At 70.2% G+C, this 17,956-nt stretch carries 13 protein-coding genes and 1 tRNA gene; 8 read left to right on the forward strand and 6 right to left on the reverse strand.

Annotation, left to right across the window (positions count from 1 at the left end; genetic code table 11):
• Positions 1–6: 6 nt before the first annotated feature.
• Positions 7–78: transfer RNA gene (locus ACIREO_RS30075), tRNA-Gln, on the reverse strand.
• A gap of 223 nt (positions 79–301) precedes the next feature.
• On the opposite strand from ACIREO_RS30075, the gene ACIREO_RS30080 reads away from it, so the two are divergent.
• The gene (locus ACIREO_RS30080) at positions 302–1,615 is read left to right on the forward strand and encodes a sensor histidine kinase (protein WP_404115858.1); all 1,314 of its coding nucleotides are present in this window, start codon (positions 302–304) and stop codon (positions 1,613–1,615) included.
• A 6-nt stretch (positions 1,616–1,621) separates the two neighbouring features.
• On the opposite strand, the gene ACIREO_RS30085 is transcribed toward ACIREO_RS30080, so the two are convergent.
• Both ACIREO_RS30085 and ACIREO_RS30090 read right to left on the reverse strand, forming a co-directional pair.
• Complete coding sequence (locus ACIREO_RS30085) at positions 1,622–2,140, reverse strand: SUKH-3 domain-containing protein (protein WP_404115860.1); 519 nt, start codon at positions 2,138–2,140, stop codon at positions 1,622–1,624.
• A gap of 10 nt (positions 2,141–2,150) precedes the next feature.
• Positions 2,151–2,672 carry a YwqJ-related putative deaminase gene (locus ACIREO_RS30090; protein ID WP_404115862.1) on the reverse strand — a complete coding sequence of 174 codons (522 nt, stop codon included), beginning with the start codon at positions 2,670–2,672 and terminating at the stop codon, positions 2,151–2,153.
• Between the two features lie 237 nt (positions 2,673–2,909).
• Between ACIREO_RS30090 and ACIREO_RS30095 the strand changes: the two genes are divergently transcribed.
• The 3 genes from ACIREO_RS30095 to ACIREO_RS30105 all read left to right on the forward strand — a co-directional run bounded on the left by ACIREO_RS30095 (position 2,910) and on the right by ACIREO_RS30105 (position 7,486).
• Positions 2,910–3,887 (forward strand): SMI1/KNR4 family protein, encoded by a 978-nt coding sequence (locus ACIREO_RS30095; protein WP_404115864.1) that lies wholly within the window; start codon positions 2,910–2,912, stop codon positions 3,885–3,887.
• The gene (locus tag ACIREO_RS30100; RefSeq protein ID WP_404115866.1) at positions 3,884–6,385 is read left to right on the forward strand and encodes an SUKH-4 family immunity protein; all 2,502 of its coding nucleotides are present in this window, start codon (positions 3,884–3,886) and stop codon (positions 6,383–6,385) included. Before ACIREO_RS30095 ends, ACIREO_RS30100 begins: the two co-directional genes overlap by 4 nt.
• A gap of 201 nt (positions 6,386–6,586) precedes the next feature.
• Positions 6,587–7,486: a cellulose-binding protein gene (locus ACIREO_RS30105; protein WP_404115868.1), complete on the forward strand. Its 900-nt coding sequence runs from the start codon at positions 6,587–6,589 to the stop codon at positions 7,484–7,486.
• A gap of 27 nt (positions 7,487–7,513) precedes the next feature.
• On the opposite strand, the gene ACIREO_RS30110 is transcribed toward ACIREO_RS30105, so the two are convergent.
• Complete coding sequence (locus ACIREO_RS30110; protein WP_404115870.1) at positions 7,514–7,969, reverse strand: MarR family transcriptional regulator; 456 nt, start codon at positions 7,967–7,969, stop codon at positions 7,514–7,516.
• A gap of 175 nt (positions 7,970–8,144) precedes the next feature.
• Between ACIREO_RS30110 and ACIREO_RS30115 the strand changes: the two genes are divergently transcribed.
• The 3 genes from ACIREO_RS30115 to ACIREO_RS30125 all read left to right on the forward strand — a co-directional run bounded on the left by ACIREO_RS30115 (position 8,145) and on the right by ACIREO_RS30125 (position 13,535).
• Positions 8,145–9,605, forward strand: a complete 1,461-nt coding sequence (locus ACIREO_RS30115; RefSeq protein WP_404115871.1) for an MFS transporter — start codon at positions 8,145–8,147, stop codon at positions 9,603–9,605.
• A 565-nt stretch (positions 9,606–10,170) separates the two neighbouring features.
• On the forward strand, positions 10,171–10,959 hold the full coding sequence (locus tag ACIREO_RS30120) for an ABC transporter ATP-binding protein (protein WP_404115872.1): 789 nt from the start codon (positions 10,171–10,173) through the stop codon (positions 10,957–10,959).
• Positions 10,956–13,535, forward strand: a complete 2,580-nt coding sequence (locus ACIREO_RS30125; protein ID WP_404115874.1) for an ABC transporter permease — start codon at positions 10,956–10,958, stop codon at positions 13,533–13,535. Before ACIREO_RS30120 ends, ACIREO_RS30125 begins: the two co-directional genes overlap by 4 nt.
• A gap of 78 nt (positions 13,536–13,613) precedes the next feature.
• On the opposite strand, the gene ACIREO_RS30130 is transcribed toward ACIREO_RS30125, so the two are convergent.
• Together ACIREO_RS30130 and ACIREO_RS30135 are read right to left on the reverse strand one after the other, a co-directional pair.
• Entirely contained in the window at positions 13,614–13,988 is a 375-nt protein-coding gene (locus tag ACIREO_RS30130) for a type II toxin-antitoxin system VapC family toxin (RefSeq protein WP_404115876.1), read from the reverse strand.
• Positions 13,985–14,230: a type II toxin-antitoxin system Phd/YefM family antitoxin gene (locus ACIREO_RS30135; RefSeq protein WP_267075256.1), complete on the reverse strand. Its 246-nt coding sequence runs from the start codon at positions 14,228–14,230 to the stop codon at positions 13,985–13,987. Before ACIREO_RS30135 ends, ACIREO_RS30130 begins: the two co-directional genes overlap by 4 nt.
• Before the next feature lie 181 nt (positions 14,231–14,411).
• On the opposite strand from ACIREO_RS30135, the gene mfd reads away from it, so the two are divergent.
• A complete protein-coding gene (gene mfd / locus ACIREO_RS30140; RefSeq protein WP_404115878.1) occupies positions 14,412–17,942 on the forward strand; it encodes a transcription-repair coupling factor in 3,531 nt (1,176 codons plus the stop codon).
• Positions 17,943–17,956 lie beyond the last annotated feature (14 nt).

Consider the following 17,956-nt stretch of genomic DNA (forward strand, 5'->3'; position numbering starts at 1 on the left):
CGTGAGCTCCCCCACCAGGACTTGAACCCGGACAAATAGCACCAAAAGCTACTGTGCTGCCAATTACACCATGGGGGAATAACCATCCGTACCGGACATTGTGCCCGTTGGCCGGATTGGCTGGCACCCAACACTATGCCGTACCAGGCCCCTTCCACGCGACGACAGAAGCAGCCTCGATCGCAGGTCGCTCGGTATCACCGGATCGCGCGATCTGCCCGGCTTTGCTGTAGGTCCGGCCACTTTCTGTGCTGACGGACTCGCCGGAAATCGGGATGCGTCCGCCCGTAGGCTGGATGCCATGACCGCAACGGGGGCAGACCGGGAAGCGGCGGGTTTGACCACCCGCGGCTACTGGTGGTGGGGGCGGCGGCGCAGTGTCGCCCTGGACGTGGGGCTGGCGCTGGTTTCGGCGCTGGAGTGTGCGCTGGAGGGGGTGGCGTTCGCCGGGGACACCGGGCTGCCTGTGCCGCTCGGGGTGCTCTTCGGGCTGCTGGCGGGGTCGGTGCTGGTGCTGCGCCGGCGGTGGCCGATCGCGGTGGTGCTGGTGTCGATAGCGACGACGCCGGCCGAGATGGGCTTCCTGATGGGGATCGTCGGGCTGTACACCCTGGCGGCTTCCGACGTGCCGCGCAGGATCACGGTGGTGCTGACGGGGATGACGCTCGTGGGCACGTTCATCGTGTCGTACGTGCGGTTGCGGCAGAGCGTGACTGATCATGCCGAGTTCGGGCCGCTCTGGTACGTCCCGGTGGTGTCGCTCTTCATGTCGCTGGGGCTGACGGCGCCCTCGGTGCTCTTCGGCCTCTATATCGGGGCGCGGCGCAGGCTGATGGAGAGCTTGCGGGAGCGTGCGGACTCGCTGGAGAGGGAGTTGTCGCTGCTGGCGGACCGGGCGGAGGAGCGGGCCGAGTGGGCGCGTACGGAGGAGCGGGGCCGGATCGCGCGGGAGATGCATGACGTGGTGGCGCACCGGGTGAGTCTGATGGTGGTGCACGCGGCGGCGTTGCAGGCGGTGGCTCCGAAGGATCCGGCGAAGGCGGTGCGTAACGCGGCGCTGGTGGGGGACATGGGCCGGCAGGCGTTGACGGAGTTGCGCGAGATGCTCGGGGTGCTGCGGAGCGGGGACGCTCTGGTGGCTCCGCGGGGCGGGCAGGTGCCGTTGGCGTCGGTGGGGCGGGTGGCGGCTGCGGCTGCCGCCGAGGCGGCGGAGGACGGGCCGCGGCTGTGTGAGGTGGAGGCGCTGGTGGCGCAGTCCCGTGAGGCGGGGATGACGGTGGAGCTGTCGGTGGAGGGGGAGCTGCGTCCGTATGCGCCGGAGGTGGAGCAGACGGCGTACCGGGTGGTGCAGGAGGCGTTGACGAACGTGCACAAGCATGCGGCGGGCGCCAGGACGTGGGTGCGGCTGGCGTATCGGGGGGCGGAGGTGGCGATGCAGGTGGAGAACGGTCCGACGGACGGTGCGACGGCGGACGCGGGGCTGCCGAGCGGTGGCAACGGTCTGGTGGGGATGCGGGAGCGGGTGCTGGGGCTCGGGGGTGTGTTCGTGTCGGGGCCGACGGACGTGGGGGGTTTCCGGGTGTCGGCGGTGTTGCCGGAGGGCGGGGCGGCGTAGGCGTTCTCAGCCGGAGGTGAGGCGGGTGGGCTGTACGCCTGTCACCAGGGTTTCGAGGGCGCGGTCGATGTCGGAGCCGAGGTACCAGTCGCCGGTGTGGTCGATGGAGTAGACGCGTCCCTCGTTGTCGATGGCGAGGACCGCTTGTCCGTCGCCTTCCTCGCCGAGGGGGGCGACTTCGGTTTCGAGGGCGCGTCCGAGGTCGCCGAGTGTGCGTGCCAGGTGGAGCCCGGTGAGCGGGTCGATGTGCACGGTGGTGGTGGCGATGTGCCGGCCGGGTGCGGCCGAGGTGATCCGGAGTCCGCCGAATTCGGCCCAGGCTTCGACGGCTGCGGGGAAGACGGCGTGCTGGTGTCCGGCGGGGGAGGCGTGGGAGCGGAGGGCGTCGGCCCATTCCTCGGCCTGGCGGATGTTCCAGCGGCCGGGCTGCCATCCGGCGTCGTGGAGTGCGGCGTCGACGGCGACGGGGAAGCGCGTGGTGGAGGTGCGGCTCTGTTGGCCGGGTAGGTCGGTCGGTTCGTGCATGGTGGTGTGTTCAGCCCTTCTCGGCGGTGGTCGCCGCGCCGGTGGTGAGGTCGACGGGGCGTACGCCGAAGTGGGCGAGCATGACCGTGCAGGAGCGGCAGGGGGGTGCGTAGCTGCCGTGGAGGGGGTCGCCGTCCTCGCGGATGCGGCGGGCGGTGAGGCGGGCGTGTTTGAGCGCGCGGCGGGCTTCGCCGTTGGTGAGGGGTTTTCGCTGGGCCCGTTTGGAGCGGCTGTCGTCGGCTGCGGTCAGCTGGCGTGACAGGAGTATGGCTTCGGGGCAGCGTCCTGTGAAGCGTTCGCGCTGGTTGGTGGTGAGGGTGTCGAGGAAGTCCTGCACGAGCGGGTGGAGGACGGGTGGCTGGTCGCCTTTGCCCGCGGTGCAGGTGAGTGTCTCTCCGCGTACGGACAGGGCTGCGGCCACCGCGGGCAGGATGCCGTCGCGGCGGTGGTGGAGGTGCGGCGCCCGGTCGGGTTCGGTGGTGCTCCAACTGAGTCGCGGGTCTCCGGATGTGACTGTTTGTGCTGTGTGCATGGTGCTGGTGTCCCTCCCTGCAATCCCCCGAGTTGCGGGGGACAGCCTGCCAAATATGCAGGGTGGTGGGGAAGCGGGGTGGGTGAAACGTGTCTGCGTGTCGTGGGCCGGTGGCCTGTTTGTCGCGCGTCCGTCACGCCGTGGTGACGTTGGGTGAGGCTGGTGCCGGGGCGGGGGGCGTTGTTGCGTCACCGCATAGGCTGTGCGGAACACCGGACGCAGCAGGGGGCAACCGCCATGACGACAGGTCGGCTCGGGCAGCAAGCCGCGCCACCGAACGCGGCCTATGCCGGGCAGGTCGTGCATTTCCCGGATCCTGTCCGGGCGTCCCGCCACCCCAGGGGTGTGCGTGTGGACGAGGACGGCTTTCCGGTTCTTTCGCCGTACGCGCGTGCGGCCGCGGAGATCGCTGACCCGCCTCCGGGGTTCGGTATCGACGAGTTGCGGCTGACGGACTACGTGTCGGCGAACGCGGCGTTGGCGGCGAGTGGTCATGAGCTGTGGGACACGATTCCCGCGGTGGCGACTCCGCACGGCTGGACGTGGCATCACGTGGCGGGTGGCCGGCGGATGGAGCTGGTGCCGGTCGAGGTGAAGGCGTTGTTGCGTCATCACGGTGGTCTGGCGACGACTCCGGTGGATCAGAACCGTCGGGGTACGCGGCCGCTGCAGGAGACGCGGCCTGCTCATTTCCGGCTGCCGAAGGGTTCTGTGGCGGTGGGTGAGCAGCAGATCCTGGGTGTCGAGGAGGATCTGGGGTATCGGCTTCCGGGTGCGTACCGGTCGTTCCTGAAGGCGGCGGGGGGCTCGGCGCCGGTGGGTGCGGCGTTGGACGCGGAGCTGGGTCTGCTGGTGGACCAGCCGTTCTTCACGGTGCGTGAGGAGGCGGCTGTGAATGATCTGGTCTATGTGAACAAGTGTCTGCGGGATCACTTCACGAAGGATTTTCTGGGCGTGGGTTTCGTCCAGGGCGGGATCCTGGCGGTGAAGGTGCGTGGTGGTGGCGTGGGGTCGGTGTGGTTCTGCGCGTACGACGACGCGCGGGATCAGGACGGCTGGGGCGTGCAGGAGCGGGTTGAACGGCTTCTGTTGCCGTGCGGTGAGGATTTCGATGCTTTCCTTCAGCGTCTGGCGGGTAATCCGCCGGAGCTGGAGACGGTGGCGAACCTGATGGTGGACGGTGGCTTCGCGCGGGCCGTCCCGGTGGAGGGGTGAGCGCGGTGGTGACGTTCGCGCAGGCGCAGGAGCGGGCGGATGAGTGGGTCAACGGTGATGTACCCGCGTACCAGCACCGTGAGGTCCGGGTCCGTGAGTTCGAGCTGGGTTTTGTGGTGTGGTCCGAGGACCGTGCGGAGGGCCCTGTTTCGGACGGCGGCCGTCAGCGGCTGGTGATCGCCCGGGACAGTGGTGAGGCCACGTTGTGGCCGGGGTTGCCGGTGGGTGAGGTGATCCGGCGGTACGAGGAGGGTTACGGGGTGTCCGCCGAGGCGGAGACCGCTCCGGAGCCGCCGCAGCGTATTGATCTGAATCAGACGTCGTTCCTGCTGACGCCGCCGGAGTGGTTGCAGGAGGCGGCGGACAAGCTGGGGATTCCGGACCGGCGGGCGGAGGGGGGTGCGGCGCCTTCCGGTTCTGCGCCGTCTTCGTCCGTGCCGGTTCCGCCTCCTGTTCCTTCCTCTCCTGCTGTTCCGGGGCCGGCTCGTCCGGATTCGGGGTCGGCGTGGCCGGCCGCGGGTGGGCAGCGGGATCACGAGCCCACGGCGAACGACGGGGTGCCGGCCGGGGGTACGCCTTGGGCGGGTACGGACACGAACGCCGGTGCGGACGAGGGCGGGGTGCCGCTGCCCGCGACGGTGTTCGCGCCGCCGCTTTCGGGGTCGGACGATGACGGGGCTCCTCCGCCGGTGGTTTCGGCGGAGGCGCCTACGGCGTTGATGTCGGGTGGCAGCCGGCTGCCGCCGACCGCTGTTGTTCCTGGGCTGGATCCGCAGGCGCCGCCTCCGGGGCCTCCTGCCTCTGCTCCTGCTCCTGCTCCTGCCCCCGTGGTTCCTGCCGCGCCGGCTCCGCATGCCCCGGCGCCCGGTGCCGGGGACATCGCGGACGCGGCGACGAGCAAGGCTGTGGTGACTCCTCGGGGCGCCCGGGGATCGGGGTCGACGACTCCGCCGCCGCCCGGGGCGCCGGGTATGCCGGGGGCGCGGCCGGGGGCGACTCCGCCGCCTTCGGCACCTGGTGTGCCGGCCGGTGGTTATGTGCCGACGCAGCTCGTCTCGCAGCTGGGGCCTCCGGGTTCGCCGGATTCGGGTGCGACGCCGCCTCCGGGTGCGCAGCCGCCTGGTCCTCCTCGTCCGCCCGGCCCTCCTGGGGGCACGCCGCCTCCGGGTGGCGGGATGCACCATGCCGCGACGATGTTCGCCGATGCGAGCATCGGCGGCCCGAACGCGCCGGGCCCGCCCGGGCCGCCCGGTCCTCCCGGGGCTCCTGGTGCCCCGGGTGCGATGGCGCCGCCTCCGCCGCCTCCGCCTGGGTCCACGCCTCCTCCTGGTCCTCCTCCGGGGGCGATGCCGCCTCCGGCTGGCGGGGTGCATCAGGCGGCGACGATGCTGGCGGGTCCGGGGCCGGCCGGCCCGGGCGCGCCGCCGCCTCCCGGTCCTCCCGGTCCCCCTCCGGGGGCGCCTGGGGCGCATACTTCGCCGCCGCCTCCCGGTGCGTACGGCTATCCGCAGCAGCCGGCGGGCCTGCCGACGGTCGGTCCCGGCTATCAGGCCGTGCTGCGTTTCCGTGCGGCCGACGGCAGCGAGCAGCAGCTGATCCGGCGTTCGGCGCCGGGTACTCCGCATCCGGAGTGGCAGATGCTGCATGAGCTGCGTGGGATGAACGTGCCGCCGCAGCAGGTGATCGAGCTTCATACGGAGCTGGAATCGTGTGAGCTGCCCGGTGGTTACTGTGCGCGGATGATCCGGGAGACCTGGCCGCAGGTCCGGATCACGAGTGTCGCGCCGTACGGTACGGATCACGCGAGCCGGCAGCAGGGGATGCAGCATCTGCTGACGCATCAGGGTGAGCTGCATCAGGTGGCCGATGGTCCGGCGCGGCCGGCTCCGGTGCGGGCGCCGTTGCCGCAGATGCCGCCTGCGATGGCTGTGCCTCCTGAGGCGTTGGCGGAGGAGCTGCTGGGGGCTTTCGGTCCTCAGGGTGTGCTGCGTTTCGATCAGCGGGCGGTGTCCCGTCAGGGCGTGCCCGAGGTCGTGGCGCGGACGCTGGTGTGGGCGGGGCTGCCCGCCGATTTCGGGCCGTTCTTCTGGGCGCAGCCGGGGCATCCGGTGGTGCCGACGCTGGCGGAGCTGGCGGCGCAGCGTCAGGTGCAGCCGGCGTCGGACGCGGGTTCGTATCTGGTGATGGGTTCGGACTTCGGCCGGGCGATCTGTGTGCAGTACGGGACGGCGAACATCGTGGCTGTTCCGGTGGAGGCGGGGCCTGGTGGTCAGCCGGTTCCGCCGCAGTTCGTGAACACGGGGCTGCCGGAGTTCGTGCGGTCGATGGCGTTGCTGGGCCGGATGTGGCGGTTGCGGTTCGGGTTGAACCCGGAGCAGGCGGGCCGTTGGACGGTCGATTTCCAGGCGCAGTTGGTGGCGGTCGACCCGGCGGCGCTGGCGTCGCCCGAGGGCTGGTGGTCGGTTCTGCTGGAGCAGATGTGGGACGGGCTGCTATAAGGCCAGATCGGATCTGATCCGTTGTGTACGAGAGGCGCTCGTCCCGTGATGGGGCGGGCGCCTTTTGTGTGGAGTTCTGTGATGCGGGTCGCTTCGGTCTTGAATACGGCTGATCGATTCAGACTTCCGGGCCAATTACCGCATCCTTGACGTATTGCTTCATGGTCGTGGAGTCGGAGAGTTGGAAAGAGGGCTTCAGGGATGAGTGGTGGACCGGTGTCCGAGCACGGTTTCGTCGGTGTCCGGGGGCGTGGTTACCGTCCTGAGCAGGTGGACCGCACCATGGCCTCGCTGTCAGCGGAGCGGGACGGGGCCCTGGACCGGCTCTCCCTGCTGACGGCGCGGGCCGAGGAGCTGGCGGCGGAGTCGGCGCGGCTGGGGGAGGTGGTGGCTTCGCTCGCGCCGCAGACGTTTGTGTCGCTGGGGGAACGGGCGCAGCGGATTCTGGCCCTGGCCGAGGCCGAGGCCGAGGCGGCGCGGGGTGCGGCGCTGGAGGAGGCGCAGGCGCTGCGGGACGCGGCGGACGCGGCGGGCCGGGAGGTCCGTGAGGCGGCGCGGGAGCGGGCGGCGGCTGTACGGGCCGCGGCGGACGCCGGTGCGGAGGAGGTGCTGACGGCGGCAGGGGGTGCGGCCGGGGTGCTGGTGGAGGAGGCGCGCCAGGAGGCCGGTGAGGCGCGTGGGGCCGCGGAGGCGGAGATGGCGGAGACGCGTCGACGTACGGCGGGTGTGCTGTCGCACCAGGAGCAGGAGCATGCCGAGCGGGGTAAGGCGGCGGACGGGGAGATCGCCCGAGCCGAGGCTGCCACGGTGGAGCTTGAGGCGGAGCTGACGGCCCGTGGGGAGGCGCTGCTCGGGCAGGCGCGGCGGGAGCTCGCGGAGGCGGAGGAGGAGGCGCGGCACGGCCAGGAGGACGCGGAGGCGCGGGCGGCCGAGCTGCTGTCGGGGGCGGGGATGGCGGAGGAGCGTGTGGTGCGGGAGACGGACCGGATCCTGCGGGAGCACGAGGAGGGCCGCGAGGAGGTGCAGGCGCACATGGCGCATGTACGCAATTCGCTGGCCGCTCTGACGGGGCGTGCGGTGCCGGGGCCGGCGGGGGACTGAGGCGGCGCGTCCGGCGGGCGGTCCGGGTCAGGGGCGTGGCCAGGGGCGCTCGGAGAGGTGCTCGATGCCGGTGTTGAAGCGCTTGAGGTAGGCGGCGTAGGCGGCGATGTCGGCGTCCGGCCAGTCGCCCATGACCCGGTCCAGTGCGCGCACGATACGTTCGCGCTCTTCGTCCAGGAGCCGGGCGCCCTTGTCGGTGATGCGGAATTTGCGGGCCATGCCGCCGTCGGGGTCGGCGATGCGTTCCGCCAGTCCGGCGTGTGCCGCCGCGGCGGTCTGGCGGTTGAGGGTGGAGGCGTCGAGGCCGAAGGCGTCGCTCAGTTCGCCGTTGGACATCGGCCCCTGGACGCGGATGCGGCTCAGCAGGACGTAGGCGCTTTGCTCCAGGAGCGCGTTCCTGTGGTGTCCGCCCCGGTGGTGGGCGAGGTCGTGACGCCAGAGCAGCATCTGCTCGTACTCCACGTCGTCCGTGGGTCCGGCCATGTGTCCGCGTCCTCCTGCTCCCGCACCGGATCGATCGCACGTCGCGTGGACGTGTGCTCCATGCTCTCATGGAGTGTGCATTGGACACATAACGTGTACGACACATTCGACGTGTAGGATGCACATTGCCCTTGGGTGAGGGCGACCCGACACGACACCTAGGAGTTCCGCCCTCATGGATGCCCCCCAGCCGACCGCCAGATCAGGCGGTGTGATCGCAACCCTCGCCTTTGCCGGGACCGTCGCGGCGGTCATGCAGACCCTGGTCACCCCGCTCATCGCGGAGCTGCCGAAGCTCCTCGACACCACGTCCTCCAACGCCGCCTGGGTGATCACCGTCACCCTGCTGGTCTCCGCGGTGTGCGTGCCGGTCTCCGGACGGCTGGGCGACCTGCTGGGCAAGCGCCGGATGCTGCTCGCGTGCTCGGTGCCGCTGGTCGTCGGATCGGTGGTGTGCGCGCTCGCGTCCTCCGTCGTCCCCATGATCGTCGGACGAGGTCTGCAGGGGATGGGCATGGGCATGGTGCCGCTCGGCATCGCTCTGCTGCGTGACGTGGTGCCGAAGGAGAAGATGAGCTCCTCCATCGCCCTGGTCAGCGCCTCCCTCGGCATCGGCGGCGCCCTCGGCCTGCCGATCGCCTCGGCCGTCGCCCAGTACGCGAACTGGCGGGTGCTGTTCTGGGGCTCCGCCGTGCTGGCCCTCGTCATCTTCGCCCTGATCTGGTTCCTGGTCCCGGACGTCCCGGCCGGCGCCAAGGGACAGCGTTTCGACGTTCCCGGCGCCCTCGGCCTGGCCGTCGGTCTGGTCTGCCTGCTCCTCGCCGTCTCCAAGGGCGCCGAGTGGGGATGGGCCTCCACGACGACCATCGGCCTGTTCGCCGCCGCCGTCGTGGTGCTCCTCGTCTGGGGCTTCTGGGAGCTGCGCACCAAGGATCCGCTGGTCGATCTGCGGACCACGGCCCGCCCCCGCGTGCTGATCACCAACCTCGCGTCGCTCTTCGTCGGCTTCGGTATGTACGCCGGCATGCTGATCGTCCCGCAGTTGCTGCAGTTCCCCGAGGCCACGGGCTACGGCCTCGGTCAGTCGATGCTCGCGGCCGGCCTGTGGATGGCCCCCGGTGGCCTCATGATGATGGTCATCTCCCCGCTCGGCGGAAAGCTCACCGACTCCCGTGGCCCGAAGTTCACGCTGATCTGCGGTGTGCTGGTCATCGCCGCGGCCTACGGGCTGGGAATCCTCCTGATGGGCTCCGCCTGGGGCCTGATGCTGTTCCTCATGGTCAGCAGCGGCGGCGTCGGCCTCGCCTACGGCGCGATGCCCGCCCTGATCATGAGCTCGGTCCCGGTGTCCGAGACGGCGGCCGCCAACGGGTTCAACACCCTCATGCGCGCACTCGGCACCTCGATCGGCGCCGCGGTGATCGGCGCGGTCCTCGCGCAGATGACCACGGAGACGGCCGGCTACTCCTTCACCTCCGAGGCCGGGTTCCGTACCGGCCTGATGTTCGGCTGCGGTGTCGCACTGGTCGCCGTGGTGATCTCGGCGTTCATCCCCGCCCTTCGCCGTCCTGCCGCCGCCCCCGGCGAGCAGGCCGAGGTGGCCGCCCCGCAGGAGGCGGCCGCGGTCAAGAGCTGACCCGGCAGAACTCCTCGTACGCCGGACTGCCCGGCTCCGGCCCCTCGGGGCCCGGAGCCGGGCAGTCCGCTGTTCGGCCCCGTACTACTTCGGCCCCGCGGGTGGGGCTGACGAGGCCGGTCGTGGTGAGCGGGAACCAGTTGTTGCGGATGAACTACCCCAGGTAACACGACAGTTGTCCAGGGTCTTTCGTTTGGATCGAGCCCGGCAGGATCCAAAAATGCATCTGCTTCCCGAGGGGACACTGTCTCACCGCCCGCGGCCATACGGAGCCGCAGGCCCGCGAGTGAGACCCCTACTAAGGTCCCGCACCGGGGGGACTGACCCCTAGGGGGAGCACCGGAGTTGCGCCCGGGGGCCGTTCCTCCCGCCGGAGGACGAGACGGGGGCGTCCCGTTCCTTAGCGTGTTCTTACACCGCGGATGCGGCCGGCCTCAGGGGGGCGGGGTGGGGAAAACCCCCCTCGAAGACTGCGCCCGGCACCAGCGCGCCGGAACACCTCTTCACCCGAGACTCGGAACGTACACAGAGACGCCCCGGCATCAACTGACATAGGAGAAAAACCGTGACAACGGCTGTAACCATTCCCAGGCACGGGGACACTGGAGGGCGTACGGCCGTTGCTGCGCGAGCGCGGCAGGTCGTCAAGGCGTACGGAGCCGGCGAGACCCGGGTCGTGGCGCTCGACCACGTCGACGTGGACATCGTCCGCGGGCAGTTCACGGCGATCATGGGCCCCTCGGGGTCCGGCAAGTCGACGCTGATGCACTGCCTGGCGGGTCTGGACACGGTGACCTCGGGTCAGATCCACCTCGCCGACACCGAGATCACGGGTCTCAAGGACAAGAAGCTGACGCAGCTGCGCCGGGACCGGATCGGCTTCATCTTCCAGGCGTTCAACCTGCTCCCGACGCTCAACGCGCTCGAGAACATCACGCTGCCGATGGACATCGCGGGCCGTAGGCCCGACGCCGCCTGGCTGCGGCAGGTAGTGGAGACCGTCGGGCTCTCCGAGCGGCTCAAGCACCGGCCCACACAGCTCTCCGGGGGTCAGCAGCAGCGCGTCGCCGTGGCCAGGGCACTCGCCGCCCGGCCCGAGATCATCTTCGGTGACGAGCCCACGGGGAACCTGGACTCCCGTGCCGGAGCCGAGGTGCTGTCCTTCCTGCGCAGGTCGGTCGACGAGCTCGGCCAGACCATCGTCATGGTCACCCACGACCCGGTGGCCGCCTCCTACGCGGACCGGGTCCTCTACCTCGCGGACGGCTCGATCGTCGACGAGATGAAGAACCCGACCGCCGAGCAGGTCCTGGACCGGATGAAGGACTTCGACGCACGCGGGCGGACGTCATGACCGTCTGGAAGACCTCGGTGCGCAACTTCCTCGCGCACAAGGGCCGGATGGCGCTCTCCGCCGTCGCCGTCCTGCTGTCGGTGGCGTTCGTGTGCGGCACGCTCGTCTTCACCGACACGATGAACACCACCTTCGACAAGCTCTTCGCGGCGACGTCCGCGGATGTCACGGTCAGCCCGAAGTCGGCCGAGACCGCCGACATCCCGGAGAACGGCAAGCCCGAGGCGCTCCCCGCGTCCGTCGTCGCCGAGGTCTCCGGCGTGGACGGGGTGAAGAAGGCCGAGGGCGCGGTCAGCAGCATGGCCGTCACCCTCGTCGACAGTCACAACAAGAACCTCGGGTCCGACACCGGTGCCCCGACGATCGCGGGCAACTGGACCGACAACGACCTGCGGTCCATGGAGATCACCTCGGGCCACGCACCGCGCGGACCCACCGAGGCCATGATCGACGCCGACACCGCGGAGAAGCATCAGCTGACCCTCGGCGACGAGGTGCGCACCATCGCCGTCACCGGTGACATCAAGGCGAAGATCAGCGGGATCGCCGAGTTCACCGTGACCAACCCCGGTGCGGCCATCGTCTACCTCGACACCGCCACCGCGCAGCAGAAGCTGCTGGGCGCGTCCGGTGTCTTCACGCACATCTCGGTCACCGCCGAACCGGGTGTCGGTGACACCGAACTGAAGAAGGACGTCGCCGCGGCCCTGGGCGACCCGGCCGCGTACAAGCTGCAGACCCAGAAGGAGGCCGCGGACGCCAACAAGGACTCCATGGGCTCCTTCCTGGACGTCATGAAGTACGCGATGCTCGGCTTCGCCGGGATCGCCTTCCTCGTCGGCATCTTCCTGATCGTCAACACCTTCTCGATGCTGGTCGCCCAGCGCACCCGTGAGATCGGCCTGATGCGGGCCATCGGTTCCAGCCGTAAGCAGGTCAACCGGTCCGTGCTCGTCGAGGCGGTGCTCCTGGGCATCGTCGGATCGGTCCTGGGTGTCGCGGCCGGCATCGGCCTCGCCGTCGGGCTGATGAAGCTCATGGGCGCCATCGGCATGGAGCTGTCCACCGACGACCTCACCGTCGCCTGGGCGACACCGGTGACCGGGCTGGTCCTGGGCATCGTCGTCACCGTCCTCGCCGCGTACATCCCGGCCCGCCGTGCCGGGAAGGTCTCCCCGATGGCCGCCCTGCGGGACGCGGGAACCCCGGCGGACGCCAGGTCCGGCTGGATCCGTGCCGGAATCGGCCTGGTCCTCACGGGGGCCGGTGCCGCGGGTCTGTGGGCGACGACCCGGGTGGACGAGGCGAGCGAGGGCTCGCTCTACCTCGGCCTGGGCGTGATCCTCACCCTCGTCGGCTTCATCGTGATCGGCCCGCTGCTGGCGGGTGTGGTCGTGCGGGTGCTCGGCGCCGTCGTGCTGCGGCTGTTCGGCCCGGTCGGCCGGCTCGCGGAGCGCAACGCGCTGCGCAACCCCCGGCGTACGGGAGCGACCGGCGCGGCACTGATGATCGGCCTGGCCCTGGTGGCGTGCCTCTCGGTCGTCGGCTCGTCGATGGTCGCCTCGGCCACCGAAGAGCTGGACAAGTCGGTCGGCACGGACTTCATCGTCCAGTCGAACACCGGGCAGCTCGTCGTGCCGCAGGCAGCCGACGCCATCGAGAAGGTGCCGGGCATCGAGCACGTCACCGACTACAAGGTGCTCGCCGCGAAGCTCACCAACCCCGACGGCTCGACCGGCGACGAGGAGGTCACCGCCGCCGACCCGACGTACCCGCAGGACCTGCGGCGTGAGACGGTCGCCGGTGACCTGGCCAAGGCGTACGGCGCGAACTCCATGTCGGTCGGATCGGACTACGCCGCCCTGCACAAGATCGAGGTCGGCGACGAGATCACCGTCGACTTCAAGGCGGGCGAGACCGCGAAGCTGAAGGTCGCGGCGATCACGTCGGACGACACGAACGTCGACCAGGGGTCGATGTACACCAACATCACCACGGCCGAGCGCTATGTCGCAGCCGACAGGATGCCCGAGAACATGATCATGTTCGCCGCGGCGGAGGACGGCAAGGAGAAGGAGGCGTACGAGGCCCTCAAGAGCTCGCTCGCCGCCTACCCGCAGTACAAGGTGCAGAACCAGGCCGACTTCAAGCAGGACCTGAAGGACCAGATCGGCCAGCTGCTGAACATCGTGTACGGCCTGCTCGCCCTGGCGATCGTCGTCGCGGTGCTCGGCGTGGTGAACACCCTGGCCCTGTCGGTGGTCGAGCGGACCCGCGAGATCGGCCTGATGCGGGCGATCGGCCTCTCCCGCCGTCAGCTGCGGCGCATGATCCGGCTGGAGTCGGTGGTCATCGCCCTGTTCGGCGCGCTGCTCGGACTCGGTCTCGGAATGGGCTGGGGCACCTCGGCCCAGAAGCTGCTGGCCCTGGAGGGGCTCGGGGTCCTGGAGATCCCGTGGCCGACGATCCTCACCGTGTTCGTCGCCTCGGCCTTTGTCGGACTGTTCGCCGCCCTGGTACCGGCCTTCCGGGCCGGCCGGATGCACGTCCTGAACGCGATCGCCACGGACGGGTGACGGAGCCTGTCGCAGGATGACGGACCCGGGCCCGGGGTGTTCCTCCGAACGCCCCGGGCCGGATCGCGTCGTCAGTTCTCAGACGGACAGGACCTGTACGTCGTACTGGGGGATCCACTTGTCACGGGTGACGACCATCAGCCCTTCCGTCTGGGCCTGGGCGACCAGGATCCGGTCGAAGGGGTCACGGTGGAGCGGGGGGAGGCGGCCGGCGCGTACACCGTGCTCGGCGGTGATCGGGAAAGGCCTGAACTGCATGTCTCTGGCGCGCTCGGCGAGGTCCGGGGCGCCCTCCAGCTTTCCGAGGCTTTGCTTGATCTCGATTTCCCATGGCGTGGCAGCGCTGACGTAGACCTCGGACTCCGTGCGCAGGAGCTCCCTCGTGTCCTCGGGAAGCTCCGGTGAGGCATTGAGCCACCACAGGACGACGTGTGTGTCGAGAAGAAGCCTCATCCACGCATCCCGAACGCTTCAGCGATGTCGTCGGGGAGCTCGTCGAAGTCCTCAGGGATATGAATCTGTCCCCGAAGGGCGCCGTAGTCGGTCCGGTTGACCTTGGACCGCAGGGGCACCACCTTCGCGATGGGCTCCCCGGCCCGGCTGATCACGACTTCCTCGCCGGTCTCGACCTGTTGCAGTATGCGCGAGAAGTGGGTCTTGGCCTCGTGCACGTTGTACTGCCGGGCTGCTGCCATGACTGCCTCACAGGGGCGAAGAGTGGACTAGCTCAGGACTAAGGCTAGTCCGCCTGCCGCCGTCCGGACAACGGCGTTCCCTCGCGCGAGTGACACACCGGCGTCGTACGCTGGAGCCCCCGGCCCGTGCCACGTGTCGGGCCCTTCGCGTTGCTCACTCGCCACACCGGACGGAACCTTCATGAGCCTGCACGGTCTGCTGGATGTCGTCGTCACCGACCCGGCGCTCTCCGAAGCGGTGAAGGCCGCGGCCGACGGCCACCGGGCCCATGTCGACCTGGTCGGCCCGCCCGCCGCACGCCCCTTCGCCGTGGCCGCGCTGGCCCGTGAGGCCGGGCGTACGGTGCTCGCCGTCACCGCGACCGGGCGGGAGGCCGAGGACCTGGCGGCGGCGCTGCGGACCCTGCTGCCGCCCGACACCGTGGCGGAGTTCCCCTCGTGGGAAACCCTGCCCCACGAGCGGCTCTCACCGCGCTCGGACACCGTGGGCCGCCGCCTCGCCGTGCTCCGCCGCCTCGCCCATCCCCGGCAGGACGACCCGGAGACCGGGCCGGTCAGCGTGGTCGTCGCCCCGGTCCGGTCCGTGCTCCAGCCGCAGGTCAAGGGGCTGGGCGACCTGGAGCCCGTCGCGCTGAGCAGCGGGCAGACCGCGGATCTGGGCGAGATCGTGGACGCGCTCGCGGCAGCGGCGTACTCCCGGGTCGAGCTGGTCGAGAAGCGCGGCGAGTTCGCCGTGCGCGGCGGCATCCTGGACGTCTTCCCGCCGACCGAGGAGCACCCCCTCCGAGTGGAGTTCTGGGGCGACGACGTCGAGGAGATCCGCTACTTCAAGATCGCCGACCAGCGGTCCCTGGAGGTCGCCGAGCACGGGCTGTGGGCCCCGCCCTGCCGTGAACTGCTGCTCACGGAGGACGTACGCGGCCGGGCCGCAGCTCTCGCCGAGGCGCACCCGGAGCTGGGCGAACTGCTGGGGAAGATCGCGGAGGGGATCGCGGTCGAGGGCATGGAGTCCCTCGCGCCGGTCCTCGTCGACGAGATGGAGCTGCTGCTCGACGTCCTGCCGAAGGGCTCGATGGCACTGGTCTGCGACCCGGAGCGGGTGCGGACCAGGGCGGCCGACCTCGTCGCGACGAGCCAGGAGTTCCTCCAGGCGTCCTGGGCGGCCACGGCGGGCGGCGGCGAGGCCCCGATCGACGTCGGCGCGGCCTCCCTGTGGGGCATCGCGGATGTCCGGGACCGGGCCCGTGAGCTGTCCATGATGTGGTGGTCGACCTCCCCGTTCGCCGCCGACGAGGAGCTGGACGGGGACTCCCTGAAGCTCGGGATGCACGCCCCGGAGACGTACCGCGGCGACACCGCCCGGGCGCTCGCCGACACGAAGGGGTGGCTCGCCGACGGCTGGCGCACGGTGTACGTCACCGAGGGGCAGGGCCCCGCCGCCCGCACGGTCGAGGTGCTCGGCGGCGAGGGCATCGCTGCCCGCCTCGACCAGGACCTGGCCGAGATCACGCCGTCGCTCGTCCATGTCTCCTGCGGAGCCATCGACAACGGTTTCGTGGACCCGGGGCTGAAGCTCGCCGTCCTGACCGAGACGGATCTGACCGGGCAGCGCACCGCCAGCAAGGACCTGGGGCGGATGCCGGCCCGCCGCCGCAAGTCCGTCGACCCGCTGACCCTCCAGGCGAACGACTACATCGTCCACGAGCAGCACGGTGTCGGCCGCTACATCGAGATGGTCCAGCGCACCGTGCAGGGCGCGACCCGCGAGTACCTCCTCGTCGAGTACGCCCCCGCCAAACGCGGCCAGCCCGGTGACCGCCTCTACATCCCGACCGACCAGCTGGAGCAGGTCACCAAGTACGTCGGCGGCGAGGCCCCGACCCTGCACCGGCTCGGCGGCGCCGACTGGACGAAGACGAAGCAGCGGGCCAAGAAGGCGGTCAAGGAGATCGCCGGCGACCTGATCAAGCTGTACTCGGCGCGGATGGCGGCCCCCGGCTACGCCTTCTCCCCGGACACCCCGTGGCAGCGGGAGCTGGAGGACGCGTTCCCGTACACGGAGACGCCCGACCAGTTGTCGACGATCGCCGAGGTCAAGGAGGACATGGAGAAGTCCGTCCCGATGGACCGGCTGATCTGCGGTGACGTCGGGTACGGAAAGACGGAGATCGCGGTGCGCGCGGCCTTCAAGGCCGTCCAGGACGGCAAGCAGGTCGCCGTCCTCGTGCCCACGACGCTCCTGGTCCAGCAGCACTTCGGGACGTTCACCGAGCGGTACGCCCAGTTCCCCGTCAACGTGCGGGCGCTGAGCCGCTTCCAGTCGGACACCGAGTCGAAGGCGACGCTGGACGGGCTGAAGGACGGGTCCGTGGACCTGGTCATCGGCACGCACCGGCTGTTCTCGTCGGAGACGAAGTTCAAGGACCTGGGCCTGGTCATCGTCGACGAGGAGCAGCGTTTCGGCGTCGAGCACAAGGAGCAGCTGAAGAAGCTGCGGGCCAACGTCGACGTGCTCACGATGTCGGCGACCCCCATTCCCCGTACGCTCGAAATGGCTGTCACGGGCATCCGCGAGATGTCGACGATCACGACGCCCCCCGAGGAGCGGCACCCGGTCCTCACCTTCGTCGGGCCGTACGAGGAGAAGCAGATCGGCGCGGCCGTGCGGCGCGAACTCCTGCGTGAGGGCCAGGTGTTCTACATCCACAACCGGGTCGAGTCCATCGACAGGGCCGCGGCGCGGCTGCGGGAGATCGTGCCCGAGGCGCGGATCGCCACGGCGCACGGGCAGATGGGCGAGAGCCAACTGGAGAAGGTCGTCGTCGATTTCTGGGAGAAGCGGTTCGACGTGCTGGTCTCCACGACGATCGTCGAGTCCGGCATCGACATCTCCAACGCCAACACGCTGATCGTGGAGCGCGGCGACAACTTCGGTCTGTCCCAGCTGCACCAGCTGCGCGGCCGTGTCGGCCGTGGCCGGGACCGGGGCTACTCCTACTTCCTGTATCCGCCGGAGAAGCCGCTGACGGAGACCGCGCACGAGCGTCTGGCGACGATCGCCCAGCACACCGAGATGGGTGCGGGCATGTACGTGGCGATGAAGGACCTGGAGATCCGCGGCGCCGGAAACATGCTCGGCGGTGAGCAGTCGGGTCATATCGCGGGCGTCGGCTTCGACCTGTACATCCGCATGGTCGGCGAGGCGGTGGCGGACTACCGGGCGGCCGTGGACGGAGGGGTCGAGGAGGAGCCGCCGCTGGAGGTCAAGATCGAGCTCCCGGTCGACGCGCACATCCCGCACGACTACGCCCCGGGTGAGCGGCTGCGCCTCCAGGCGTACCGCTCGATCGCCTCCGCGAATTCGGAGGAGGACATCAGGGGGGTGCGCGAGGAGCTCACCGACCGCTACGGCAAGCTGCCGGAGCCGGTGGAGAACCTCCTGCTGGTGGCGGGGCTGCGGATGCTGGCCCGGGCCTGCGGGGTCGGCGAGATCGTGCTGCAGGGGCCGAACATCCGCTTCGCGCCGGTGGAGCTGCGGGAGTCGCAGGAGCTGCGGCTGAAGCGGCTGCACCCGAAGACCATCATCAAGCCGGCCGCCCACCAGCTCCTGGTGCCGCGGCCGACGGCGGGCCGGATCGGCGGGAAGCCGGTGATGGGGCGCGAACTCCTGTCGTGGACCGGGGAGTTCCTCACGACGATCCTTGGGTCGTAGGGGTCGTAGGGGTC

Origin of the sequence: Streptomyces sp. NPDC102441, assembly GCF_044765585.1 — a bacterium.
Lineage (GTDB): Bacteria > Actinomycetota > Actinomycetes > Streptomycetales > Streptomycetaceae > Streptomyces.